At 70.3% G+C, this 24,821-nt stretch carries 21 protein-coding genes and 1 riboswitch; of the genes, 2 read left to right on the forward strand and 19 right to left on the reverse strand.

Annotation, left to right across the window (positions count from 1 at the left end; all coding sequences use genetic code 11):
- Positions 1 to 148: 148 nt before the first annotated feature.
- The 15 genes from KUM49_RS43010 to KUM49_RS43080 all read right to left on the reverse strand — a co-directional run bounded on the left by KUM49_RS43010 (position 149) and on the right by KUM49_RS43080 (position 17,956).
- Positions 149 to 1,564 (reverse strand): NAD(P)/FAD-dependent oxidoreductase, encoded by a 1,416-nt coding sequence (locus KUM49_RS43010; RefSeq protein WP_217242381.1) that lies wholly within the window; start codon positions 1,562 to 1,564, stop codon positions 149 to 151.
- Between the two features lie 481 nt (positions 1,565 to 2,045).
- Complete coding sequence (locus KUM49_RS43015; RefSeq protein ID WP_217242382.1) at positions 2,046 to 2,705, reverse strand: hypothetical protein; 660 nt, start codon at positions 2,703 to 2,705, stop codon at positions 2,046 to 2,048.
- A 32-nt stretch (positions 2,706 to 2,737) separates the two neighbouring features.
- Positions 2,738 to 3,703 carry a Ppx/GppA phosphatase family protein gene (locus tag KUM49_RS43020; RefSeq protein WP_217242383.1) on the reverse strand — a complete coding sequence of 322 codons (966 nt, stop codon included), beginning with the start codon at positions 3,701 to 3,703 and terminating at the stop codon, positions 2,738 to 2,740.
- Positions 3,700 to 4,272 carry a DUF501 domain-containing protein gene (locus tag KUM49_RS43025; RefSeq protein WP_217242384.1) on the reverse strand — a complete coding sequence of 191 codons (573 nt, stop codon included), beginning with the start codon at positions 4,270 to 4,272 and terminating at the stop codon, positions 3,700 to 3,702. The genes KUM49_RS43020 and KUM49_RS43025 overlap by 4 nt, the downstream gene beginning before the upstream one ends.
- A 22-nt stretch (positions 4,273 to 4,294) precedes the next feature.
- Positions 4,295 to 4,771, reverse strand: coding sequence for a septum formation initiator family protein (locus KUM49_RS43030; protein ID WP_217242385.1), 477 nt, complete (start codon positions 4,769 to 4,771; stop codon positions 4,295 to 4,297).
- A 149-nt stretch (positions 4,772 to 4,920) separates the two neighbouring features.
- A complete protein-coding gene (eno, locus tag KUM49_RS43035) occupies positions 4,921 to 6,204 on the reverse strand; it encodes a phosphopyruvate hydratase (RefSeq protein ID WP_217242386.1) in 1,284 nt (427 codons plus the stop codon).
- A 324-nt stretch (positions 6,205 to 6,528) separates the two neighbouring features.
- Positions 6,529 to 7,233: a transglycosylase family protein gene (locus tag KUM49_RS43040; protein ID WP_217242387.1), complete on the reverse strand. Its 705-nt coding sequence runs from the start codon at positions 7,231 to 7,233 to the stop codon at positions 6,529 to 6,531.
- A 3-nt stretch (positions 7,234 to 7,236) separates the two neighbouring features.
- A riboswitch (cyclic di-AMP (ydaO/yuaA leader) is annotated at positions 7,237 to 7,414 on the reverse strand.
- 182 nt (positions 7,415 to 7,596) lie between these two features.
- On the reverse strand, positions 7,597 to 8,610 hold the full coding sequence (locus KUM49_RS43045; RefSeq protein WP_217242388.1) for a transglycosylase family protein: 1,014 nt from the start codon (positions 8,608 to 8,610) through the stop codon (positions 7,597 to 7,599).
- 168 nt (positions 8,611 to 8,778) lie between these two features.
- The gene (locus KUM49_RS43050) at positions 8,779 to 10,050 is read right to left on the reverse strand and encodes a cytochrome P450 (RefSeq protein WP_217242389.1); all 1,272 of its coding nucleotides are present in this window, start codon (positions 10,048 to 10,050) and stop codon (positions 8,779 to 8,781) included.
- Positions 10,051 to 10,341: 291 nt separating this feature from the next.
- Entirely contained in the window at positions 10,342 to 11,319 is a 978-nt protein-coding gene (locus tag KUM49_RS43055) for a nucleoside triphosphate pyrophosphohydrolase (RefSeq protein ID WP_217242390.1), read from the reverse strand.
- A 94-nt stretch (positions 11,320 to 11,413) separates the two neighbouring features.
- The gene (locus KUM49_RS43060; RefSeq protein WP_217242391.1) at positions 11,414 to 12,049 is read right to left on the reverse strand and encodes a SurA N-terminal domain-containing protein; all 636 of its coding nucleotides are present in this window, start codon (positions 12,047 to 12,049) and stop codon (positions 11,414 to 11,416) included.
- A 145-nt stretch (positions 12,050 to 12,194) separates the two neighbouring features.
- On the reverse strand, positions 12,195 to 13,022 hold the full coding sequence (locus KUM49_RS43065) for a glycoside hydrolase domain-containing protein (RefSeq protein WP_217242392.1): 828 nt from the start codon (positions 13,020 to 13,022) through the stop codon (positions 12,195 to 12,197).
- A 218-nt stretch (positions 13,023 to 13,240) separates the two neighbouring features.
- Positions 13,241 to 14,734, reverse strand: coding sequence for a serine/threonine-protein kinase (locus tag KUM49_RS43070; RefSeq protein WP_302185582.1), 1,494 nt, complete (start codon positions 14,732 to 14,734; stop codon positions 13,241 to 13,243).
- Between the two features lie 38 nt (positions 14,735 to 14,772).
- Complete coding sequence (locus KUM49_RS43075; RefSeq protein WP_308406998.1) at positions 14,773 to 15,390, reverse strand: hypothetical protein; 618 nt, start codon at positions 15,388 to 15,390, stop codon at positions 14,773 to 14,775.
- Between the two features lie 187 nt (positions 15,391 to 15,577).
- Complete coding sequence (locus KUM49_RS43080; protein WP_217242395.1) at positions 15,578 to 17,956, reverse strand: N-6 DNA methylase; 2,379 nt, start codon at positions 17,954 to 17,956, stop codon at positions 15,578 to 15,580.
- 220 nt (positions 17,957 to 18,176) lie between these two features.
- Between KUM49_RS43080 and KUM49_RS43085 the strand changes: the two genes are divergently transcribed.
- Both KUM49_RS43085 and KUM49_RS43090 read left to right on the forward strand, forming a co-directional pair.
- Positions 18,177 to 18,881 carry a hypothetical protein gene (locus KUM49_RS43085; RefSeq protein ID WP_217242396.1) on the forward strand — a complete coding sequence of 235 codons (705 nt, stop codon included), beginning with the start codon at positions 18,177 to 18,179 and terminating at the stop codon, positions 18,879 to 18,881.
- 253 nt (positions 18,882 to 19,134) lie between these two features.
- A complete protein-coding gene (locus KUM49_RS43090) occupies positions 19,135 to 19,920 on the forward strand; it encodes a hypothetical protein (RefSeq protein ID WP_217242397.1) in 786 nt (261 codons plus the stop codon).
- 119 nt (positions 19,921 to 20,039) lie between these two features.
- Here the strand turns inward: KUM49_RS43090 and yjfF are convergent, their stop codons facing one another.
- The 4 genes from yjfF to KUM49_RS43110 all read right to left on the reverse strand — a co-directional run bounded on the left by yjfF (position 20,040) and on the right by KUM49_RS43110 (position 24,793).
- On the reverse strand, positions 20,040 to 21,068 hold the full coding sequence (yjfF, locus tag KUM49_RS43095; protein WP_217242398.1) for a galactofuranose ABC transporter, permease protein YjfF: 1,029 nt from the start codon (positions 21,066 to 21,068) through the stop codon (positions 20,040 to 20,042).
- On the reverse strand, positions 21,065 to 22,156 hold the full coding sequence (locus KUM49_RS43100; RefSeq protein ID WP_217242399.1) for an ABC transporter permease: 1,092 nt from the start codon (positions 22,154 to 22,156) through the stop codon (positions 21,065 to 21,067). The genes yjfF and KUM49_RS43100 overlap by 4 nt, the downstream gene beginning before the upstream one ends.
- The gene (locus tag KUM49_RS43105; protein ID WP_217242400.1) at positions 22,153 to 23,691 is read right to left on the reverse strand and encodes a sugar ABC transporter ATP-binding protein; all 1,539 of its coding nucleotides are present in this window, start codon (positions 23,689 to 23,691) and stop codon (positions 22,153 to 22,155) included. The genes KUM49_RS43100 and KUM49_RS43105 overlap by 4 nt, the downstream gene beginning before the upstream one ends.
- A gap of 97 nt (positions 23,692 to 23,788) precedes the next feature.
- Positions 23,789 to 24,793, reverse strand: coding sequence for an ABC transporter substrate-binding protein (locus KUM49_RS43110; RefSeq protein WP_217242401.1), 1,005 nt, complete (start codon positions 24,791 to 24,793; stop codon positions 23,789 to 23,791).
- Positions 24,794 to 24,821 lie beyond the last annotated feature (28 nt).

A 24,821-nucleotide genomic window follows, 5' to 3' on the forward strand; every position in this document is an offset into this window, starting at 1 on the left:
TTGGACATGCACACATCCAACACCCGCACGAGACAAGGGACATGAGCACCGGTACGCAGAGGACAGAGCCGAAACACGCCGAAGGGGCCGCCCGCACCACGGATGGCGGGCGGCCCCTTCGGGGCGTTCGGTGTTCGGTGACCCGAGGTCAGGAGGCCTTGGCCTGCTCGGCCTTGCGCTTCTCCTCGGCCTTGGGCCTGTCCTCCGCCTTGCTCGCGGCGGCGACCGGCGCCGGCTTGGCGGCCTCGTAGAACTCCTCGCGGGGAGTCTCCAGGGCACCGAGGGCGACGACCTCGCGCTTGAGGAACATGGCGAGCGTCCAGTCCGCGAAGACGCGGATCTTGCGGTTCCAGGTCGGCATGGCCAGACCGTGGTAGCCACGGTGCATGTACCAGGCGAGACGGCCCTTGAGCTTGATCTTCATCTTGCCCATGACGATCATCGCGACGCCCTTGTGGAGGCCCAGACCCGCGACCGCGCCCTTGTTGGCGTGCGCGTAGTCCTTCTGCGGGAAGCCACGCATACCGGAGATCACGTTGTCACCGAGGACGCGCGCCTGACGGAGGGCGTGCTGCGCGTTCGGGGGGCACCAGGCGTTCTCGTTACCGGCCTTGCGGGCGGCGATGTCGGGAACCTGGGCGTTGTCGCCCGCGGCCCAGATGTAGTCCGTGCCCTTGACCTGGAGCGTGGGCTCGCAGTCGACGTGACCGCGGGGGCCGAGCGGAAGGCCGTAGCGCGTGAGGGCGGGGTTCGGCTTGACGCCGGCCGTCCACACGATGGTGTTGGAGTCGACCTCCAGGCCGTTCTTCAGCACCACGTGGCCGTCGACGCAGGAGTCCATGGAGGTGGAGAGGTAGACCTCGACCCCACGGCCCTCCAGGTGCTCCTTGCCGTACTGGCCGAGCTTGGGGCCGACCTCCGGCAGGATCTTGTCGGCGGCGTCGACGAGGACGAACCGCATGTCCTCGCGGGAGACGTTGTTGTAGTACTTGGCCGCGTCGCGGGCCATGTCCTCGACCTCGCCGATGGTCTCCGCACCCGCGAAGCCACCGCCGATGAAGACGAAGGTGAGCGCCTTGCGGCGGATCTCCTCGTCGTTCGTGGAGTCGGCCTTGTCGAGCTGCTCGAGGACGTGGTTGCGCAGGCCGATGGCCTCCTCGATGCCCTTCATACCGATGCCCTGCTCGGCGAGGCCGGGGATCGGGAAGGTGCGGGAGACCGCGCCGAGCGCGATGACCAGGTAGTCGAAGGGCAGCTCGTACGCCTCGCCGACCAGCGGGGAGATCGTGGCGACCTTGCGGTCCTGATCGATGGTGGTGACCCGACCGGTGAGGACCTCCGCCTTGGGCAGCACGCGTCGCAGCGGGACGACGACGTGGCGCGGGGAGATGCTGCCGGCGGCGGTTTCGGGGAGGAAGGGCTGGTAGGTCATGTACGACCGGGGGTCGACGACCGTGACGGTCGCCTCGCCGTAGCGCATCTTCTTCATGATGCGCCGAGCTGCGTACAGGCCTACGTACCCACCGCCTACTACGAGGATCCTGGGACGCTCCGTGGTGCTCATGCCATCGAGTATCCACCCGTCTCAGGGGGGTCGCTCGTGCGCCCCTTCACAAGCTTCCTGGCCGTGTGTGCTATCCTCCGCCGCTCGCGTGATCCACATCATGGCGCGGAGTGGGAACCAGCGTGTAGGGCATGGCGTTGTCAATGCCGCGTGAGCTGCTTCTCTGGCCCCGAACCCACTTCGTGAGACCCCCGAAACGCACCCCTCAAGCATCTCCGTCACACACCCACGCCCACCCCTTTTGAACACGTTCACACGGGCGTCGAGGCCCCGGAAGGGTCAACGGCGACATCTTCGTCCCTCAGTAGGGCCGAATTCCTTGTGAAGAACTTCACGAACTTTCTCGGCGGAGTGGCACGGAGTGCCCCACGACGGCCCCTCAGGCATGCTCATACGGGCATCCGACCTGCTCAGCAGAGTGCCACCGAGCGGGGGCGACCGACGCGCGGAGCCCTCTCGTTCGCGTGCGTCGAGGCGATGCTCAGTGCGCGTCGAGCAGATGCGCGGAGGCCAGTCGCAGCACTTCCCGCAGGATCGGCGGAGTGGCCCAGGGGACCACGGAGCGCAGCCCCGCGACGGACCGCGCGTCCGCGTCGAGGAGCAGAGCCGCGTGCAGCTCCGCGATCAGCGCGGGGAGCAGGTGGGCGCAGCCGCCCGGGTGCTCGCTGGTCACGCCCGCGAGCGCGCCCTCCTCGAAGGTCCCGTACTCGTCCGACTCGACCCACCAGGAGAAGTCCCGCAGGTGGGCGTACCTCAGCTCCGCCTCCCAGGCGGACATCGGAAGGTCCTCGAACCGGGCGATCCCCTCGCGCTGCGAGGTACGCAGCCGAAGGGCCGTGTCCGTGAGGAACTCCGACCGGTTCCGGCCCCCTGCGGCCTCGTCGAGCCTCTGGAGGAAGCCCGGCGGCAGGTCCCGGCCCGGAGCGGCGCGCAGATCCTCGGCGAGGAGATCGAGGAGGGCTGCCGAGGTGGCGCTCGGCATGGCCCACCGCGCGGCGGCGCAGCTGTCGAGCGTGCGGTTGACGCGGGCGATCTCGTCGGCGAACGGTGCCGTCCCGCCTCGCTCGCGGGCCGAGGCGAGGACCTCCAGGAGGCCCGCCACGATCCCGTTGTCGAAGACGGCACCGGTGCAGGTGGTCACGACGGCCGCTGCTCCTTGCGAGCAAGTGAGGGTCAGGCGAGGGACCAGGCGATGCCGTCGAGGATGTCGTGCTCGCTCACGACGACCTCCTGCGCGCCGATCCGCTCCATGATCGAGAGCAGGACGAGGGCGCCCGCCCCGATGACGTCGACGCGCCCCGGATGCATGGAGGGGACCGCCGCGCGCTCGGCGTGGGTGGAGGCGAGCAGCCACTCGGTGATCTCGCGGACCCGGTCGTGGGTGACGCGGGAGTGGTGGATGGCGGTGGAGTCGTACGCGGGGAGGTTCTGGGCGATCGCCGAGACCGTCGTCACCGAGCCGGCCAGGCCCACCAGTGTGTGCGCCTCCCGCAGCGGGACCGTCTGCTCGGCCAGGTCGAGGGCCGCCTCGATGTCGGCCCGCATCGCCGCGATCTGCTCCTTCGAGGGCGGGTCGCTCACCACCCCGTCCCGCACCAGGTGCCGCTCGGTCATCCGGACGCAGCCCACGTCGACCGAGCGCGCCGCGCGCACGTGGTCGTCGCCGACGACGAACTCGGTCGAGCCGCCGCCGATGTCCACGACGAGGTAGGGCTTGGCGTGGTCGTCGCGGCCGGTCAGTTCCATGGTGGCGCCGGTGAAGGAGAACTCCGCTTCCTGGTCGCCGGTGATGACCTCCGGCTCGACACCGAGAATGTCCAGCACCCCGCGCACGAACTCCTCCCGGTTCTCCGCGTCCCGGGAGGCGGAGGTCGCGACGAAACGCAGCCGCTCCGCACCGTGCTCCTTGATGATCGCCGCGTACTCGTGGCAGGCGGCGAAGGTCCGCTCCAGGGCCTCGGGGGCGAGCCGGCCGGTCCGGTCGACGCCCTGGCCGAGGCGGACGATCGTCATACGGCGGTCCAGGTCGACCAGGGTGCCGGTCGCCCCCGCGCCGGAGGCGCCATCGGATGCCGTGGCGTCGGCGACGAGGAGCCGGATGGAGTTCGTACCGCAGTCGACGGCGGCGACCCGGGTCACTTGGCCTCCTCCTGAACCTGAGCGTCCTGACCGTCACGAGCGTCCTGGCCGCCCTGGACGGACGTCACGCACGTCCCCTTGCGCCACCACTCCGGCAGCATCTCCAGCGCCTCGTCGCCCAGCGGGTTGACCCCGGGGCCGGCCGCCAGGGAGTGGGCGACCAGGACGTGCAGGCACTTCACCCGGTCCGGCATGCCGCCGGCGCTGGGGAAGCCCTTCAGCTCCTCGATCTCGTCACGGCGCCGGACGTAGTCCTCGTGCGCGGCGCGGTAGGCGGCGGCGAGTTCCTTGTCCGTCTCCAGCCGCTCGGTCATCTCCTTCATCACGCCGTTCGCCTCCAGGGTGCCGATGGCGGAGTTCGCCTTCGGGCACGTCAGGTAGTACAGCGTCGGGAAGGGGGTGCCGTCGGGGAGACGGGGGGCCGTCTCGACCACGTCCGGCTGGCCGCACGGACAGCGGTGCGCGATCGCGCGCAGACCGCGCGGCGGACGCCCGAGCTGCTGCTTGAAGGCCTCGACGTCCGCGTCGGTGGGCTCGGTGCGCGGGGTGGTCGGCGGGGGCGTTTGCATGCCTGTCTTTCCATCGGTCGGTTCACTGGTCGGAGGCGTCGGACTTGTCGACGCCGTCCCAGACGTTCGCGTACCAGGGGCGGTCGGCCGCGCCGAGGTCGGCGCGCGACTGCCGGGCCGCGTCCGGGTCGATGACGATGTAACCAGTCTCGCCCGGCATGACGTAGTGCAGCCGCTGCCGGATCTGCTGCTCCGCGTACGCGTCGTCCTGCCAGCGCGCCTTGAGGTCGCGCAGCTGCTCGACCCGCTGCCGCGCCTGCTCCTGCTGGCGCCGAATGTCGGCGATCTCGGCGCGCTGGGAGACGTACTGCCTTATGGGATAGGCGAGCGCCACGATCAGCGTGCACAGCACCATGGCGAGCAGCGCGGCCCGGCCGGTGAGCCGGGAGCGGCGGGCCTGCCGTTTGGTCTGGGAGCGGTAGACACGGGCCGCGGTCTGCTCACCGAGCAGTTTGATCCTGGTCGCGGTGGAGAAACGGTCCCGGTCCTTCACGGCCATGTTCCCCCGCCTCCCGTCTCACACGTACGTACGTCCCCGGACACGGTACGGGACCGGGTACGGGGACGTACGTACGACTGGCTAGGGCTTGACCCCGCTTGGGTCAGCCCTTGCCGTGCTCAGCAGTCGCGGAGCGCTGTGGCTACTGGTCAGGCAGTACGAAACCGCGGGAACGCGCTGCGGCCGGCGTACACCGCGGCGTCGTCGAGGATCTCCTCGATGCGCAGCAGCTGGTTGTACTTGGCGACGCGCTCGGAGCGGGCCGGGGCGCCGGTCTTGATCTGGCCGCAGTTGGTGGCGACGGCGAGGTCGGCGATGGTGACGTCCTCGGTCTCGCCGGAGCGGTGGGACATCATGCACTTGAAGCCGCTGCGCTGGGCCAGTTCGACGGCGTCCAGGGTCTCGGTCAGCGAACCGATCTGGTTGACCTTGACGAGCAGGGCGTTGGCGGCGCCCTCGTCGATACCGCGGGCCAGGCGCTCCGGGTTGGTGACGAACAGGTCGTCGCCGACGATCTGCACCTTGTCGCCGAGCTTGCCCGTGAGGACCTTCCAGCCGGCCCAGTCGTCCTCGAACAGCGGGTCCTCGATGGAGACGAGCGGGTAGGCCGCGACGAGCTCCTCGTAGTACTCCGTCATCTCGGCGGCGGAACGGTCCTTGCCCTCGAAGGAGTAGACGCCGTCCTTGTAGAACTCGGAGGCGGCGACGTCCAGGGCCAGGGCGATCTGCTCGCCGGGGGTGTAACCGGCCTCCTTGACGGCCTCGAGGATGAGGTCGAGGGCCTCGCGGTTGGAGCCGAGGTTCGGGGCGAAGCCGCCCTCGTCGCCGAGGCCGGTGGACAGGCCCTTGCTCTTCAGCACCTTCTTGAGCGTGTGGTAGACCTCGGTGCCCCAGCGCAGCGCCTCGGAGAAGGACTCCGCGCCGATCGGCGCGATCATGAACTCCTGGATGTCCACGTTGGAGTCGGCGTGCGAGCCGCCGTTCAGGATGTTCATCATCGGAACGGGCAGCAGGTGCGCGTTCGGACCGCCCAGGTAGCGGAAGAGGGGGAGGTCGCTGGCCTCGGAGGCGGCGTGGGCGACGGCGAGGGAGACGCCGAGGATGGCGTTGGCGCCGAGCGAGCCCTTGTTGTCGGTGGCGTCCAGGTCGAACATCGCCTGGTCGATCAGGCGCTGCTCGGTGGCGTCGTAGCCGACGAGCTCCGGGCCGATCTGCTCGATGACGGCGAGGACGGCCTTCTCGACACCCTTGCCGTGGTAGCGGTTCGGGTCACCGTCGCGGAGCTCGATGGCCTCGAAGGCACCCGTGGAGGCGCCGGACGGAACGGCGGCACGACCCGTGCTGCCGTCGTCGAGGCCGACCTCGACCTCGACCGTGGGGTTGCCTCGGGAGTCCAGGATTTCCCGGGCTACGACGACGTCGATGGACGGCACGAGCATCTCCTTCTTCAATGTGACGCGGGCTGGCAGGACCGCGGTGGGTACTGCGAGACGAGCCTAACCGGCTCCGGGCGATCGGCCAGCCCGTCGACCACCCGATGGACAGAACCGAGAGTAAATTGTTTCCGAACGGAACAAAGAGCCCCGTGCAACGTGTGCGGAAACCCGCACAACCCGCATGAAAGAGCCCCGCCCCGGTGCGTACGGGGGAAGACGCACCGGAGCGGGGAGCCCGTGGGGACGGGGGTGGCCCTCACGAGGCCTCCACTGTGGAGGCCTCGCACAGGAGGGCGCTGTGGTTCGACTACGAGCCGCGTGTCACTTCAGGTGCAGCTGCTGGCCCGGGTAGATGAGGTTGGCGTCCTCGACGATGTCCTTGTTCAGCTCGAACACCTTCGCCCAGCCGCCCTTGACGTCGTTCTCCTCGGCGATCGAGCTGAGGGTGTCGCCCTTGGCGACCTTGTACTCGCCGTCACCCTTCTTGACCTTCTTGCCGGTCGGGGTGGTGACGGTCTTCTTCGCGGCCGGACGGTCCGCGGAACGGGACGCCTGCTGCTCCGAGGAACGGGTCGAGGTCTCCGAGGAGTCGCTGCTCGAGCTGCTGGAGCCGCTGGAGCTGTTCGACGAGGTGTCGGTGCTGCCGTTGTAGGCGGAGCTCGACAGGTTCACGCCGCAGTGCGGCCAGGCGCCCTTGCCCTGGGAGGCGAGGACCTTCTCGGCGACGGCGATCTGCTGGGACTTGGAGGCCTGGTTGGCCTGCGAGGCGTACTGGGTGCCGCCGTACGCGGCCCACGTGGAGGCGGAGAACTGCAGGCCGCCGTAGTAGCCGTTTCCGGTGTTGATGGACCAGTTGCCGCCGGACTCGCACTGGGCCACGGCGTCCCACTCGGAGGCGGTGGCGGCGGAGGCGCTGCCGGCCGCCATCAGCGGGGCGGCGACGGCGGCACCGGTGACACCGGCGATGGCGATGGCACGAGTGGCCTTGGACGGACGGCGGTGCTTGCCCTTGCTGGAAAACAGCATGGTGGATCCCCTCACCGACGCCTACGAGGTGAGCTGTCGGGTTCGGGCCGGTTGAGTTGCCCGGCCGTGCTGCGCACTGTTGCGTGCGCGGCACGGCTTCACCCCAAGCCGGACCCAGCTCAACTGCTGGTCCCGGCACTTACCTTGGGTCCCCCGCTCCTGCCTACGGCGCTTGACGCGACGACTGTTCCCGTACGGCCGCTGGCAGGATTCGGCGTTGCGGCAGCCGGGGCTCGTGTTGGCGAGCGGTCACGACGGTAGACACGCGATCCGCGGAATTTCAAAGACGATCAAGGCTTCTGAGAGTCATCCCACACTTTCGCCAAAACGGACATTCAGCGCGAAGTGTGACGTGAACTCCCGTTAGTTTTCGCCCGATTCGACACCGACAGAGAGGGTCTGACCGGGCGCGATGACGCTCGGGTCGACGCCGATCGCCTGCTTGTTCTCGGCGTAGAGCTCACGCCACCCGCCCTGGAGGCCAAGGGAGTCGGCGATGGACGCGAGGGTGTCTCCGGCGCGGACGGTGTACGAGTCGGCGCGGACGGCGTGACGGCCCGTGGAGGTGCCGCTGCCGGCCTCGTCGGCGCCGCTGTCGGCGGCGGTCTCGTCGGCGCTGCCGCCGCGGTGCCGGCCGGCGCTGAGGGAGCCGGTGTCCACGAGGGCCGAAGAGCCGCCCTCCTGCCAGGACTTGTCCGAGTCGTCCTGCTTCGTGTCGCCCGTGAAGGAGCTGTCGGAACCCTGCGAGTTCTGCGCGTCGCCGGAACCCGAGCCCGCATCGGGCGACGAGCCGGACCTGTCTGTTTTGTCGGCCTTGCCGGAACTATCCGACTGGGCGCCGGAGCCGGACGGAGTGGGCGACGCCGACACGTCCGAGGGCGCGTCCGCCGACGAGTCCGCCGACGACTCGGAGGAGTCCGACAAGCCGGGCGAGTCGGGCGATTCGCTACCGTCCGACGTCGCGCCGTCCGCCACGCCCGTGTCGACGTCGGCCGCCGCGGAGTCCTTGCTGAGCCCGTTGAGCAGCCCGCAGGTGGACCAGTAGCCGACGCCCTTGTCCGCGAGAATCTTCTCGGCGACCGCTATCTGCTGGTTGCGGCTGGCCTGGTCGGCGCGCGAGGCGAAGTCGAGACCGCCGTAGCGCTCCCAGTCCTCCTGGGCGATGTGGAGCCCGCCGAAGTACCCGTCGCCGTCGTTCTCGCTCCAGGACCCACCCGTCTCGCAGTTCGCCACCTGGTCCCACGTGGTGCCGGTCGCCGCGCTCGCACCGGTGGCGCCGAGGAGCGGGATCGCGATGGCGGAGCCGGTCACTCCGGCCGCCACGAGGAGGGCCGGAGCCTGGCGGGGGCGACGATGACGGCCGTTCCCGGAGAGCATGCGGAAACCTTTCGCGAGACAACGGTGATCAGCGCGGCGGGTGAGGCTCGGCGCCGCGTTGATCCGTGAACGTATAGGCAGTCGAACACTTGTCACAAGTTAATGCCGCGTAGATCACGTGAAAGTCACAGAGTTGAGGGCGGGTCACCTTTACGCAGGTGGGAGGAGTCAGACACGCGGCGTGAACTTGACGGGCAACGTCCTCAGACCGCGCATGATGAGACCGCCCCGCCACCGCAGATCGGCCGTTTCCACCGCGAGTTGCAAGTCCGGAAGACGCGTCAGGAGCGTCGCGAGGGCGGTCTGGCCCTCCAGGCGGGCGAGGGGCGCGCCCAGGCAGTAGTGGATGCCGTGGCCGTATCCGAGGTGCTGGTTGTCACGGCGGGACAGGTCGAGGGTGTCCGGATCGGCGAACCGCTCCGGATCCCGGTCCGCGGCGGCGAGTACGACGAGAACGGGGTCGCCGGCCGCGATGTCCTGCCCACCGACGCTGAGCGGCTGGGTGGCGAACCGCCACGTGGCGAGCTCGACGGGGCCGTCGTAGCGGAGCAGTTCCTCCACCCCGGTCTCCAGCAGACCCCGTTCACCGGCGGCGAGGGACTTCTGGAGCCGGTCTCGCTGCTCGGGGTGGGTGAGGAGGGCGTACGTGCCGTTTCCTATGAGGTTGACAGTGGTCTCGAAGCCGGCGAACAAGAGGATGAAGGCCATGGCCGCGGCCTCGTTCTCCGAAAGGTGCTCGCCCTGGTCGGAGGCGCGGATGAGGCCGGAGATGAGGTCCTCGCCGGGGGCTGCGGTTTCCGGGAGCGCCTCCCGCTTGCGGTGGATGAGCTCGGCGAGATAGCCCCGCATCTTCTTCACCGACCGCGCCACGCCGCCCCTCGGCCCTCCGCCGTGACGGATCATCATCCCCGCCCAGTCACGGAAGTCGTCCTGGTCCTCGCGGGGGACGCCGAGCAGGTCGCAGATCGCGTAGATGGGCAGGGGGAAGGCGAACTCGTGGATGAGGTCGGCGCTGCCCTTCTCGGCGAACTGGTCGATGAGGTGGTCGGTGAGTTCCTGGACCCGGTCGGCGAACTCGGCGACCCGTCTCGGGGTGAACGCCTTGGAGACGAGCCGACGGAGCCTCGTGTGGTCCGGCGGGTCGATGTTGAGCAGATGGGTCATCAGCTCGGCCTTGCGCTCACCGGGGATGCCGGTCTTGCCCTTGGCGTGGGCGGGCTCGTCGTGATGCGCCGGATTCTTCGACAGACGCGGGTCGGCGAGGGCCTGCTTGGCGTCCACGTACCGGGTGACCAGCCAGGCCTCCACGCCGCTGGGGAGTTTGGTTCTGTGCACGGGGGCGTTCTCACGCAGCCATGCGTAGGCGGGATAGGGATCCGTCGCGAACTCCCAGGTGAAGAGTTCCGGGGCAGGGTCCGAGGGGGTGGGCTGGTCGGTCACTCCTTGACGGTATCCGGAGAGCCGGCGGGGGGACGCCAGGTGAGGGCAGGGGGACGCCGGGTGAGGGCGGGGGGACGCCAGGTGAGGGCGGGGGGACGCCGGGTGAGGGCCGGGGTTGAGGGCTGGGCAGCGCTTCGGGGGGCGATGAGGTCCGCGGAGGGGGCCCTGTGCGCTTGTTCCTTGCCTTCCCCTCTGCTTCCTCGGCTGCCCTGGCTGCCCTGGCTGCCCTGGCCGCCTGCTTTCGCGGCAGCAGCCCGGTGGGCAGGTCAGAGTCCCGAGGAGGCGTCGGGGCTAGTCGCCGAGCCCCTCAGCCGCCCGCACCGCATCCCGGTACGCCCGTGCGGCGACGCGCAGTGCCGCCTCCGGGTCCACGCCCTCCGCCTCCGCCCGTACCGCCAGCGCGAGCAGGTCGTAGCCGATGCCCTCGGTCGGGGGCAGTGGGACTTCCAGACCTGCCGTGCGCACTCTCGACGCCAGCTTCGCCGCCAGGGCGAGGCCGGGCTGGCCGAGGGGGACGCCGTCCGTCACCGACTCCCGCTGCTTCTCTGTCGCCTTGGTGCGCAGCCAGTGCTCCTTGACCTCCTCGGGGGTCGTGGCCGTCTCGTCGCCGAAGACGTGCGGGTGACGGTGGATGAGCTTGGTGACGATGCCGCCGGCGACGTCGTCGACGGAGAAGGGGGCGTCGGGGTCCTCCTCCGCGATACGGGAGTGGAAGACGACCTGGAGCAGGACGTCGCCCAGTTCCTCGCGCAGTTCGTCGCGGTCGCCCTCCTCGATGGCCTCGACGAGTTCGTACGCCTCCTCGATGCCGTACTTCGCAAGGCCCTTGTGGGTCTGCTGGGACGACCAGGGGCACTCTGCGCGGATGCGGTCCATGACCTGGACGAGGTCCAGGAGGCGGGCGCCCGGCAGGTCGTAGGAGGCGGGGAGCAGCTCCAGCTCGGGCATGTGGACGCGGCCGGAGCCCGCGAGGCGGGACAGTCCGTCCGTGAGGGCCGGCTCGCCCTCGCCGGTGGCGACCACGACCACCGTCCGCCCTCCGGCGCACGCGTCGACCAGTTCCTCGGCGGTCGGCGACGCCTCGTCGACCGCTATGCCCGCCTCGCGCAGGTATGGCAGCTGCGGGTGCGCGCCGTCCGCGCACAGTACCCGGTCGGCGGCTTGCAGTGCCTGCCAGGCGGGCCAGGACAGCAGGCCGGGCGCAACGCGGTGGCTGGTGGTGAGGAGGACGATGCGGCCGGTGGCGGCTTCGGGGCTGGTTGCGTTCACGATTCGAAGCTAACGCACGCCGCCGACGAGGCGATCAGTTATCCACAGGGCGGAGGGGTGCAGTGCGATCGTATGAATGATCCCCGCCCTGCTGCTATGCCGTCTGTGTCGCCGTGACCTCGCGCAGCCACGGCGTCTTCGTGTCGACGCGGCTGCTCTTGTTGACGTCCCAGGCGCCGTAGCGCGGGTTGAGGTCGACGCTCAGTTTCTTGGACGCCTTGGCCAGGGCGTTCCAGAAGGCGGGGTCGCCGGTGTTCGTGCCGAGCTGGGTGGCGAGCTTCTGGGCCTCCAGCTGGAGGCGGAGGTTCTCGTCGAGGCGCTCGGGGGCGATGCCGTACTGCTGCAGCCAGGCCGCCTCCAGGGCCTCGGCGCCACCGGTCTGCTGCTCCAGGCCGCTGCGCATCTGCTGGATCTCCTTGCGGCTGACGGTCACGCCCGCGTCCTCGGCGGCGCGCTGCAGCACCCGCTCCAGGACCATGTTGTGCAGGGTGTCGCGGGTGAGCGTGCCGGTCTTGGCGATGGCCTGCTCGTACTGGGCGTCGTCCGGCACCGCCGCCCGCTGCGCCGCGCGCACCTCGCTCACCCGGGTTTCCAGCTGGGAGACGGTGATCCGCTGGCCGCCGACGACGGCTGCCGCGCCGGGATGCGCACCGTTTCCACAGGCGGTGAGGAGGGGGGCCGCGACGATCGCGGCGGAGAGGAGGAGCGCGGTGCGACGGCGGCGGTGCAAGGAAGCCTCCCGAGGAGTTTGTGCGGCGGTGCACAAGGTCTTGCGGTGATCGATGGTAGGCAGTGGGCAAGCTCTGGCCAACCCATTCGACCAACGATTCACCAGGACTTCCGGCACCGCCGCGGCTCCGCGGCCCCGGCGACCGTCAGCCGGTGATGGCCACCGGTCCGTCCCAGGCGTCCCGGTCCACCGTGATCGTGTAGCCGCCGCGGCTCTCCTTGCTGTTGACCATGTACTGGTGGCCGCGGCTGTGGTTCGTCCACTGGGTCGCGCCGAAGGGCCAGTCCGCGGTCGTGGTGTTCTGCTTGTCCCACAGCGCGTACCACATGTTGCCGGGGAGATCGGTCTTGTCGGTGGCCTTCGCGATCGCCTTCGCGCTGGAGCCGGTGAAGCCGTAGTAGCCGGTGCGGTACGTCTTGGCGCGCAGCGCCTTGTCGAAGGCCCGGACGTAGGTGAGGACGGCGTCGTTGCACGCCGTGTTCGTGATGTCGTACGGCTCCATGTCGAGGAACACCGGGCTGCCCGCCTTCATGCCGAGCGCGGAAGCCTTGGCCACGGCGTCGGCGGCGTCGCCCGCGCCGAGGGAGGCGGCGGTGCTCGCGGTGATCTTCTCGGGGCTGGAGCCCGTCTGGCAGGGCGGCTGGGCGCCGACGTAGAGCGGGATGAGTTTCCAGCCGACGGTGCTGACGGACTTCACCCAGGAGGCGGTGAGGTTGGGCTGCGAGCAGCCCCGGTTCTTGCCGCCGATGTAGACCGCGGCGGCGCCGTAGAAGCCGGTGTGCCAGGCCTTCATCGCGGCGAGGGACGGTGCGGCGCAGGTGTCGAAGGCCCGGCCGGTGTAGGTGCGCTGCGCGGGCCAGGTCGTGGCGGCCGTCGAGGTCTGCGCGGCGATGCCGGCTCCGGCGACGACGGCGGTTCCCGCGACGGCCCACGTGAGGTATCTGCGCTTCGTGGACTGACGATGCCCGGACATGTGTGTGACCCACCCCTGGTTGTACCGAACCGGCTGTCCTGGACTGGCTGTACCGGACTGGCTGTATCGACCGGTTCTACCGACTGGTTGTGCGACGCGTTGCCGCGCGCTGGGCGCGCGCAGACGGCGCGCGTGCAGCGGATCGCAACCTATCCCGCCTCACCTATGCGTTCGGCAAAATCGCTGACTGGCTGTTGGCAGCACACCCAGCCGCACACCTAGCCACGCACCTGTCCCAGCCACTCCAGGGTCCGGCGGATCTCCGCCGCGAGGGGGTGCCCGGGGCCGCGTAGCCGCTCCGTGTCGTGCAGCAGCCGCACCAGCGTGTCGTGGGCGGCGGCGCGGTCGCCGAGGGCGAGGAGGAGGTGTCCGATGCGGCGGCGGACCTCGTGGGCGAGCTCGGGGTCGCCCGCCACGTACTGGTTCTCGTAGTACGGCAGCAGCGCCCGGTACTCCGCGAGCGCCGCCGCCGGTTCGCCGAGCTGCTCCAGGCACTGGGCGGCCTCGTAGCGGAAGCGGAGCGACTGCGGGTCGGACTGGCCGGCCTCGGCGGCACGTTCTTCGGCGAGGCGGCGCAGTTCGGGCAGTGCGCGCCGGTACTGGCCGTCGTCCATGAGGGTGGCCGCGTACTGCTTGCGCAGAGTGCGGACGACCGGCGAGTGCTCGCCGTGCTGTTCGGCCGCGGCGGGCAGGATCGCGCCGAGGATGTCGACGGCCTGGGTGATGCGGCCCTCGCCGAGGAGGCGCTTGACCTCGTCGACGGCCCGGGCGACGTCCGGCTTCTCGGCGTCGGGCGCCACCGGTGCGGCGGGGGCGGGCTGCGGCGCGGGCGTGCGCGCGCGGTCCGGCCAGGGGGCGTGCGGGCGCAGGAAGGGGCGTGTGGGGTCGAGGGGCGCCCCTGTGGGCATCCCGCGCGCGGGCAGGAGCAGCGACAGCTCCTCGTACACGTCCTGCGCGGAGGCCGGGCGGTGCTGCGGGTCCTTGGCAAGCAGGCGCAGGACGAGCGCTTCGAGGGGCTCGGGGACTTCGGGGCGGATGCGGCGCACGGGCAGCGGCGGCTCGTACAGGTGCCGGTGCAGCACACCGAGCGCCGTCGAGCCCGCGAAGGGGACGTCTCCGCTGAGCAGTTCGTGCAGGAGTACGCCGAGCGCGTACAGGTCGGTGTACGGGCCTACGGCGCCGCCCATGGCCTGCTCGGGGGCCATGTAGGCGGGCGAGCCGATGGGCGAGCCGGTGTGGGTGAGACGGGTGGTGTCGGTGTCCATGACGGAGGCGACGCCGAGGTCGAGGACGGTGACCGTGCCGTCCTGCTTCACCATCACGTTGCGCGGCTTCAGGTCGCGGTGGACGATCGGCACGGCGTGCACGGCGCTCAGCACGGCGCACAGTTGCGCGGCGACGGCGACCGCCCACTGCCACGGGTACGGGTCGTGCTCGGCGAGATGGTCGGAGAGGTCGGCGCCGTCGACGTACTGCATGACGAGGAACAGCTCCTCGCCCTCGCTGCCCGCGTCGTGGACCGTGACCAGCCCGGGATGGTCGACCTGCGCGGTCACCCGGCACTCGCGCACGAAGCGGCGCCGCAGCTCGTCCGCCTCCTGGCCGGCCACCTTGTCGGGGCGCAGCAGCTTCACCGCCACACGCCGGTCGAGCCGCTGGTCGTAGGCCGTCCAGACCTGGCCCATGCCGCCCTGCCCGATGAGGGTGGACAGTTCATAGCGGCCGCCGACGACACGTCCCGTCGCCACGCTCACCTTCCGCCCTCGTGGTTGCCGTCGTGGTGGCCGTCCTGGCGGCGCAGGTAGTCACTGAGCTCGTCGAGCTCGGCGCGCACCTGGTCGATGCGGGCGGGCGCGGGGCGCTGGGGCGGCGGAGAGGTCGGCAGGGGCGGCTGCGGGGGTGGTGGCGTCTGCGGCCTCTGCAGAGGCCCTGGCGTCTGCGGCACGGTCGCCGCGGTGTACGGCGACGGTCCTGGCGTCGCGTGCTGCGGGTAGCCGTACGTCTGGGCCGGTGCGTGTGGCGGTGCGCCCTGCGGTGCGTGAACGCCGTAGCGGAGCTGGTGGAAGTGGCGTACGTCCGCCGCGAGGTAGTACGCGGTCGCGGCCACGAGCGTGCCCAGGAGCAGTCCTATCCCGGTCCAGCCGCCCACGGTGTGGACCTCCTCGCCCGGCTCGGTGCCGAGCAGCACGAGCGAGAGGACGTCGGCCACGCCCGCGGCCACGAACAGACCCCAGTCGAGCCCCTTGCGCGTGACGATCGCCAGGCGCAGCAGCATCGTCCAGGCCAGGATGCCGATGGTGAGGACCGAGATCGCCACGAACAGCACGCGCACGAAGACCAGCCACCCCGTCGGAGGTGGCTTCCTCACCGGCTGCGTGTAGCCGTGGCCATGCATGACAGCTCCTGATGTCTGAGGCGGGCGCACCGAGGCGAGCGCACCAAGGCGGCCGGCGTCGGGCAACGCCGGTCGCACGATTGTGGCTTCGAGCGTATAGGCCGACACGGACAAGCGGTCCTGGGTTGTACCGAACCGTTGTCATGCTGATCACTCCGGCTCAGCCGGGGGCGACCGTCCCGTCCGTCAGGCCGTCGTACATCCCGCGCACCAGCTGCTCCCCGAGCCGGCCCGCGCGCCGGATCGCCCCCTCGAATTCGTCGAGGGCTCGGAAGCGCGCTCCGTAGCGCCGCTGCTCGTCCAGCGGCAGCCGGGGCAGCTGGAGGCGGCGCACGTCGAGGCGCGTGGCGGTGGACGCGTAGCTGCTGGCCTGACGGTTGTTGGCGGTGCCGCGCAGGAAGCCGGCCAGGAACCACGGGTCGAGCGCCGCGGGATCGGGGCGCAGGAGTACGAGGTTGCGCCCCAGGGCGGCGCCGGCCGTGGCGCCGTCGATCACGCGCGTCACCGAGCCGCCGCCGAGCACCGGCACCACGACGTCGCCCGCCTCCATGAGGACGGCCTCCTCGTCGCTCTCGGGAAGCGTCCCGGAGGGTGCCGTTCCGGCGAGGACGTCATGGTCGGTGAGAACGCGCACGCGCGCGTGGCCGCCGTTTCCGCCGGTCCGCATCACCAGCGCTCCCCCGCGCGCGAGTTCGCCGACGGTGGTGAGCGGCCAGCGTGCGGGCTGTGCGGGGGTCGCGGGGGGCGGGGTGAGGTCGGCGGTCAGGCGCAGGGTTTCGCCCAGGCGCTCGCGCACCGCGCTGAGCGCCTCGGCGCCGTCGGCCGCCGCCGGGGGCGGCAGGTGACGGGCCGGGGAGAAGTCCACGTCGTCGTCCAGGAGCTCGATGACGGGCAGGGAACGGGCCAGGCCGGGACGTTCGGGGAGGCGGCCCGCCTTGTCGAAGGCACGCCAGGCGTCGAGCAGGGCGTCGCGCACCGCCCGCCAGTCCGGCCCGCCGCGCCCCTCGGTGGCGAACTGCCCCGCGTCGGCGAGCAGCACCTCGGGCTGCGCGGGCGCCCTCTCGGGCCGGCGCAGCACCCACAGATGGAGCGGGATGTTGTACGGCGGTGCCGAACCGACCGGCAGCGCGAGGACGGCCCGCAGCGCACCGCGGCGCAGGAGGTCAGCGCGGATACGGCGGCCGGAACGACGGGAGGCCGCGGCGGGCGGCATGAGGAGGACGGCGGTGCCGCCGTCCTTGAGGCGGGCGAGCGCGTGCTGCACCCAGGCCAGCTCGGACTCGTTGCGCGCCGGGAAGCCGTACTCCCAGCGCGGGTCGTAGGCGAGCTCGTCGTGACCCCAGTTGCGCTCGTTGAACGGCGGGTGGCACAGGACGGCGTCGGCCTGCAGTCCCGGGTGGGCATCGGCGCGCAGGGTGTCGCCGGCGGCGGCGCGCACGCTCACCCGGGCGTGCAGCGCGAGCCTGAGCGCGGTCAGCGCGGCGAGGTCCGGGGCGCTGTCCTGGGCGTACAGCTCCTGGTCGGGGCGCGGAGTGACGGCGCGCAGCAGGGCGCCGGTACCGCAGGCCGGATCGAGGACGGTACGCGCGGGGCCGGCCAGGTCGGCCATGAGACCGGCGAGTTCACCGGGGGTGAGCGTGTACTGGCGCGGGTTGGCGTCGAGGTGCCGGCCGAGCAGGAACTCGAACGCCTGGCGTGCGCCCAGCTCGGCGGCGAGCTCGGCGGCGCCGCGGAGGAGGGGGGCGGAGGGGAGGAGGGCCGGGCCGCTGGGGGCGTGAATGGCGGGGGTGGCGGCGTTTACGGCCCCGGCGGAATTCATGCCTCCGGCGGAGTTCACGCCCCATGCGGAGTTCACGCCTCCGGCGAGGCTCGTGCCGCCACCGGTGTTCACGGCCCCGGCCGCGTTGACACCCCCGCCGGTGTTCACGGCACCCGGTGAGTTCACAGCGCTGGAGTCGTGAACCGGGGTTGCCGTGTGCGGGCCACCGGGAGCCGGTGCGGCGTGAGCGGTCGCCGGGGTGTTCACAGCACCTGGGCTGTTCACGGGTTGCGGCGAGTTCACACCCGGCTGCGGGCCCCGCCCGCCAGCACCCCCGACGCCGCTGCCGCCACTTCCGCCGCTACCACCACGCCTGCCCCGCAGCGCCCCGAAGCGCGGCACGAGCACCTGCTCCAGGGCGCCGGGCAGCATCGCGGCCAGCCGTTCGTCGGAGCCGGCGCTCACCTCCAGCCAGACCGTGGGCCGGTCGTGGATCAGGAGCAGGACACAGCCGGCGTGGGTGAGTGCCGTGACCGGGCCCTCGGGATGTCCTGCGAGCTGTTGCCAGACGCGTTCCCGCAGCGGGACCTCGGCGAGTTTCCCCTGGTGGCGCAGCCAGGCCTCGACCTCGGCAAGGGCGAAGGACGGGCTGGTCTCGGTGCCGCCGACCGGCTTGGGGAAGTCGGCGTGCCGGCGTCGCCAGTTGCTCACGGCGGCGCGGCCCACGCCGGCGAGCCGTGCGATCCCGGCGGCGGTCACCTCTGTCGCGTTGTCCTGCACCGCCGGCTCCCCTCGTCGTCCCGTGTCGTCTTGCTTCCCACGGTCCCGTGTGTGTGGCGCCGAGCATACCGACGTACTCAAGATCTACCCCTTCACGGCCGTGTACACACGACAGTGCGTGAATCGTGTTGACTCAGTTCACAAGGTCTGTTCTTATTGACCCAGCGAACGAGCGACAGCCGAACGGCGGCAGTCGCCGTCACGGGGAGGGGACACAACCATGGGCATGAAGGGCAAGATCGCGCTGGGCGCCGTCGTCGGAGTCGTCGTGATCGGCGCCGTGTCGGCGAACGCCGGAGACGGCGGAAGCGACAGCGGATCCGGCAAGAGCAGCAAGAGCGGCAAGGGCTCTTCGGCCTCCGCGCAGAGCAAGCCCGGCGGGAAGAAGAGCAAGGACGCGGGGACGACGAAGGTCGCGGAGAAGAAGGTCGCGTTCTCGGGGGACGGCGACTTCGAGGTCGGTACGGACCTCAAGCCCGGCACCTACCGCACCACCGGCAACAGCGACGGCCTGTGCTACTGGGAGCGGGCCAAGGACGCCTCGGGCGAGATGGACTCGCTGCTGGCCAACGACAACGTCACCGGCACCAGTTACGTGACCGTCAAGGCCACCGACAAGCTCTTCAAGTCGAGCGACTGCAACGACTGGGAGGCCGTCGACGTGAAGGCGAAGGGCTCCCCCGCCTCCAGGATGGCCGGCGACGGCGGCATGTTCAGAGTCGGCGCCGACATCGCGCCCGGCACTTACAGGTCCGCCGGCAATGCCGATGACTCCTGCTACTGGGAGCGCGACAAGGACGCCGAGCACTCGATGGACTCGATCGTCGCCAACAACAACGTGAACGGCACGGCCGTCGTGACGATCAGCTCCTCGGACGCCTACTTCAAGACGGCCGGCTGCAAGGACTGGAAGAAGACCGCCTGACTCCGGTCCCCCGCCTCGCAGCCACGGCACACCACACGGCCGCGGCGGCGTAAGGCATCCGCTGCTGCCCGGGGCGCGGCGCATCCGCCCGACCGCATCCGCCTGACGCGCATGTGCCCGACGCACGGCCACTCGGCGCACGGTCTCTCGGCGCGCGACCTCTCGACGTGCGACCGCGCGAAGCGCGACCACTCGTCGCCCGGCCCCGCCTCAGCTCACCGCACCCCATCGCCGTCCCCACGAAGGAATTCCCATGCGTCGCACCACACTTGCCGCCCTCTGCCTCGCCGCCGCGGCCACCACCGGACTCACCGGCTGCCTCCCCGACCAGAACAAGGCCGACAGCAAGCCGGACACACCGGCCCGGTCGAGCGCTTCGGCCACGCCGAAGGACCCCTTCGCCGGACTGAGCGGCGGTGAGATAGCCGAGCGGGCGATGGAGGCGACCACGGGTGCCTCGTCGCTGCGCATGAAGGGCGACATCCCCGACGAGGAGAGCGGCGGCACGCTCCAGATCGACATGGCCCTGGACAAGAAGGGCGAGTGCGCCGGCACGATGAGCGTCGGCGGCCAGGGCGAGGCCGAGTTGATCAAGACCGGCGACACCGTCTACATGAAGTACGACGAGGCGTTCCTGCGCGCCCAGAGCGAGGGCGAATCCCAGGCGGACACCGAAGCGGCCGTCGAGCTGCTGGCCGGCAAGTGGACCAGGATGTCCGCGAAGGGCCAGGACGCCCAGGACATCGCGAGCTTCTGCGACCTGGCCACGGTCCTCGGCGACGCCGAGGACGGCCGCTCGGACGCGACCCGCGGCAAGACCACCACCGTCGACGGTGCGCCCGCGATCGTCCTGCGGGAGAAGGACGGCAAGGACCGTTACACGCTGTACGTCGCCACCGAGGGCGAACCGTATCTGCTGCGGGTGGACAACACGTCCGGCAAGGACGCGGGCACCCTCACCTTCACCGACTTCGACGAGCCTGTCCCGGCGCAGCGCCCCAGCGGCGACATCGTGGACCTGGACGCCCTGGCCGGCTGATCCGGCCGGGCGCTCTCGCCGCACCGCACCACATGCGTCGGCCGCTTGCCCCGCCTCCAGGTGTGCGGAGGCGGGGCAAGCGGCCGGGTGCGCAGAGGGCCGGGAGCGCCCCGGAGCGGTCAGGTTTTCTTCCGGGCCGTCATGGCGCGCTGGATGAGGATGAAGGCGCACAGCAGCACACCCGTGGCGATCTTCGTCCACCAGGAGCTGAGCGTGCCCTCGAACTGGATGATGCTCTTGATCAGGCCCAGCACCAGGACACCGAAGAGGGTGCCCAGCACATAGCCGGAGCCGCCCGTCAGCAGCGTGCCGCCGATGACGACCGCGGCGATCGCGTCGAGCTCCATGCCGGTGGCGTGCAGCGGGTCACCGGACTGGATGTACAGGGTGAACAGCAGGCCGGCCAGGGCCGAGCAGAAGCCGCTCACGGTGTACACGGCGATCTTCGTGCCGCCCTGCGGAAGACCCATCAGCAGGGCCGACTGCTCGTTGCCGCCGATGGCGTACACCCGGCGTCCGAAGCGCGTGTAGTGCAGCACGTAGAACGCCACGCCCAGGACGACCAGGGCGACGATCGCGCCGATCGACAGGAAGGCCCCGCCCAGTGACACCTGTGCCTGGGCCATGCTGCTCACCGAGGAGTCGCCGATGGAGATCGACTCCTTGCTGATGACCAGGCACAGGCCCCGGAAGAGGAAGAGCCCGGCGAGGGTGACGATGAAGGGCTGGATCTCGAAGTTGTGGATCACGTAGCCCATGACGAAACCGCCGAGCGCGCCCACGGCCAGGGCCATGGGGATCACCAGCAGGATCGGCAGGCCCTGACGTTCCACCAGCCAGGCCGTGAACATGGTGGTGAAGCCGATCACCGAGCCCACGGACAGGTCGATCCCGCCGGACAGGATGACGAACGTGGCTCCGACGGCGGCGACCAGCAGGTAGCCGTTGTCGATGAACAGGTTCAGGAAGACCTGCGGTTCGCCGAAGCCGTAGTTGGCGTAGCGGCTCAGTCCGCCGACGTACATCGCCAGGAAGAGCGCGGCCGTCACCAGGACGGGCAGGCGCCGGTCGCCGAGCAGACGCGCGGCCTTGGACGCCGTACGGCTTTCCGGCGCCGGTGCCGGACGGGTCTTGGTGGTCGCGCTCATCGCGACACCTCCATGGTGGGAGCGGCCTCGGGCGTCGCGGCGGTGTCCGTCGGAGCCGCGGACCGGCGCCCCTTGAGGCCCTTCGTGCCGAAGACCTTGGCGCGGAACTTCGGGGACTGCAGCAGGCAGACGACGATGACGACGACGGCCTTGAAGACCAGGTTGGTCTGGGTGGGTACGCCGATGGTGTAGATCGTGGTGGTCAGGGTCTGGATGACGAGGGCGCCGATGACCGTGCCGCCGATGGAGAACCGGCCGCCCAGCAGCGAGGTGCCGCCGATCACGACGGCGAGGATGGCGTCCAGCTCGATCCACAGGCCGGCGTTGTTGCCGTCGGCGGCCGAGGTGTTGGAGCTGATCATCAGGCCGGCGATGCCCGCGCACAGCGCGCAGAACACGTACACCATGATCTTGATGCGCAGGGACCTGATGCCGACCAGGCGGCTGGCCTCGGCGTTGCCGCCGACCGACTCGACGAGCAGGCCGAGGGCCGTGCGGCGGGTCAGGGCGACGGTGATGGCGACGACCGCGGCCACCACGAAGATCGAGAAGGGCAGGGTCAGCCAGTAGCCGCCGCCGATGAGCTTGTACGGCTCGCTGTTGATCGTGATGATCTGGCCGTCGGTGATCAGCTGGGCGACACCGCGTCCGGCGACCATGATGATCAGCGTGGCGATGATCGGCTGGATGCCCATCCGGGCGACCAGGAAGCCGTTCCAGAGGCCGCAGACGACCGCGGCCAGCAGGCCCAGGCCCATCGCGAGCAGCACCCCGGACAGGGCGCTCTGGTCGGCCTGGTCGCTGATGTAGGAACAGGTCAGTGCGCCGGTGATCGCGACCACGGCGCCGACCGAGAGGTCGATGCCGCCGGTGGCGATGACCAGGGTCATGCCGACCGCCACCAGGATGAGGGGCGATCCGAACAGCACGATCGAGACGAGGCTGCCGTAGAGGTGGCCGTCCGTCATCTTGATCGCGAAGAAGTCGGGGGTGAAGGGAACGTTGATGAGCAGCAGGACGACCAGCACGGCGACCGGCCAGAACAGGTGATGCTGCGTCAGCGCTCGCCATCGGGGGGTGGTGGTCACTGGTGTTCTCCGCTCGCGATGGTCTCCAGGATCCGGGTGGGGGTGATCTCGGGCCCGTTGGCGATCTGTGCGACCAGCTTGCGGTCGCGCAGCACGCCGATGGTGTGACTGAGCCGGAGCACCTCCTCCAGCTCGGCCGCGATGTACAGCACGGACATGCCTTCCTCGGAGAGCGAGACCACGAGTTTCTGGATCTCCGCCTTCGCGCCGACGTCGATGCCGCGCGTCGGCTCGTCCAGGATCAGCAGCTTCGGCTGGGTGATGAGCCAGCGGGCGAGCAGTACCTTCTGCTGGTTGCCGCCGCTGAGCTGGCCGACGCGGGCCTCGGGGTTGGCGGGGCGGATGTCCAGCGCCTTGATGTACTTGGCGACGAGTTCGTCGCGCTGGGCGGCCGGGATGGGCCGGGTCCAGCCGCGCGAGGCCTGCAGGGCGAGGATGATGTTCTCCCGCACCGTCAGGTCGGGCACCAGGCCCTCGGCCTTGCGGTTCTCCGAGCAGAACGCGACGCCCGCGCCGATCGCGTCGTTCGGGGCGCTCATCGAGACCGGCTTGCCGCCGATGCTGACCTTGCCGCTGTCGGGCTGGTCGGCGCCGAAGAGCAACCGGGCGAGTTCGGTACGCCCGGAGCCGAGCAGGCCGGCCAGTCCGACGACCTCGCCCTTCTTGATCTCCAGGTCGAAGGGGGCGATGGCGCCGGTCCTGCCGAGGCCGTCGGCGCGCACCAGCGGTTCGCCGACATCGGCGCGCAGCTGGTGGTCGTGCAGCTCCTCCAGCTGGTCCAGGGCCTTGCCGATCATCAGCTGGACGAGGCCGACCTGGTCGAGGTCGCCGACCATGTGCTCGCCGACGAGGGTGCCGTTGCGCAGGACGGTCATCCGGTCGCAGATCTCGTAGATCTGGTCCAGGAAGTGCGAGACGAACAGGATCGCGACGCCTTCGTCCCTGAGCTGCCGCATCAGGCGGAACAGTTCGAGGACCTCGTCGCGGTCGAGGCTGGACGTAGGCTCGTCCAGGACCAGCACCTTGGTGCCGGCGCCCGCGCCGTCGCTGTCGCCGGTGCCCACCGACCGTACGATCGCGACCAGTTGCTGTACGGCCAGCGGGTACGAGGACAGGGGCGCGGTCACGTCGATGTCGAGGCCGAGCCGGTCGACCAGCTCCGCCGCGTCCTTGCGCATCTTCTTCCACAGGATGCGGCCGGCGCGGGTGGGTTCACGTCCGATGAAGATGTTCTCCGCCACCGACAGGTTGGGGCAGAGGTTCACCTCCTGGTAGACCGTGCTGATGCCGGCCTGCTGCGCCTGCAGCGGGCTGTCGATCCGCACGGCCTGCCCGTCGAGGGTGACCGTGCCGCCGTCCAGCGAGTAGACGCCGGTCAGCACCTTGATGAGGGTGGACTTCCCGGCCCCGTTCTCGCCCATCAGGGCGTGGATCTCGCCGGGGAAGAGCCGGAAGTCGACACCCGACAGAGCCCGTACCCCCGGAAACTCTTTGACTATGCCCGTCATCTCCAGGACGGGCAGCGGCTCTGCCATGGCAGCGCTCCTCATGGATTTCGTTCAGGCCCGCAGGGAGCCCCCTGGACCGAGGGATTCGGTCGGCGGAGGGCTCCCTGCCGGTGGGTGCGGTCGGTCAGTACTTGCGAGTGGGGAGCGCGGCCTTGGCCTGGTCCTGCATGAAGTCGCTCTCCTTGGTCTTGATCCAGCGCTCGACCGTCTCGCCGTCCTTGACCTTCTGGACGACCTCCATCAGCTGGGGGCCGAGCAGCGGGTTGCACTCGACGATGGCGTTGATCTTGCCCTCGGACATGGCCACGAAGCCGTCCTTCACGCCGTCGATCGTGACGATCAGGATGTCCTTGCCGGGCTTCTTGCCGGCCGCCTCGATGGCCTGGATGGCGCCGATGCCCATGTCGTCGTTGTGCGCGAAGAGCACGTTGATGTCCGGGTTGGACTGCAGGAAGGCGGCCATGACCTGCTTGCCGCCGGCGCGGGTGAAGTCACCGGTCTGGCTGACGACGATCTTCCAGTCGTCGGCGTGGTCGGCGTCCATGACCTCCTTGAAGCCCTTGGCTCGCTCGATCGCGGGGGCGGCACCGGTGGTGCCCTCCAGCTGTGCGATCTTGACGGCGCCCTTGTGGCCGGCCTTCTCGAGCACCTTCTCCAGGATCTTGGCCGCGCGCCGGCCCTCGTCCGTGAAGTCCGAGCCGACGAGCGTGACGAACAGGGACTCGTCGGAGGTCTCGACGGAGCGGTCGGTGAGGACCACGGGGATCTTCTTGGCCTTGGCTTCCTTCAGCACCGCGTCCCAGCCGGTGACGACCACCGGCGAGAAGGCTATGACGTCCACGCCCTGGGTGATGTAGCTGCGGATCGCGGAGATCTGGTTCTCCTGCTTCTGCTGCGCGTCGGAGAACTTGAGGTTGTAGCCCGCCTCCTTGGCAGCCGACTTCACCGAGTCGGTGTTGGCGCTGCGCCAGCCGCTCTCCGAGCCGACCTGGGAGAAGCCCAGGGTGATCGTCTTGCTGCCACCGGCGGAGGTGGAGCCGGAGGAGTCGTCCTCCTTGGCGCACGCGGCGAGGCCGCCCGCAGCTGCCACGCCGACCGCCGCAGTGAGGAAGTTCCGTCTGTTGAGCATGTTCTTCTCCTTTGAAGTGCCGGTCCGG

Source organism: Streptomyces sp. AC555_RSS877 (assembly GCF_019049245.1).
In the GTDB taxonomy this organism is placed as follows: Bacteria; Actinomycetota; Actinomycetes; order Streptomycetales; family Streptomycetaceae; genus Streptomyces.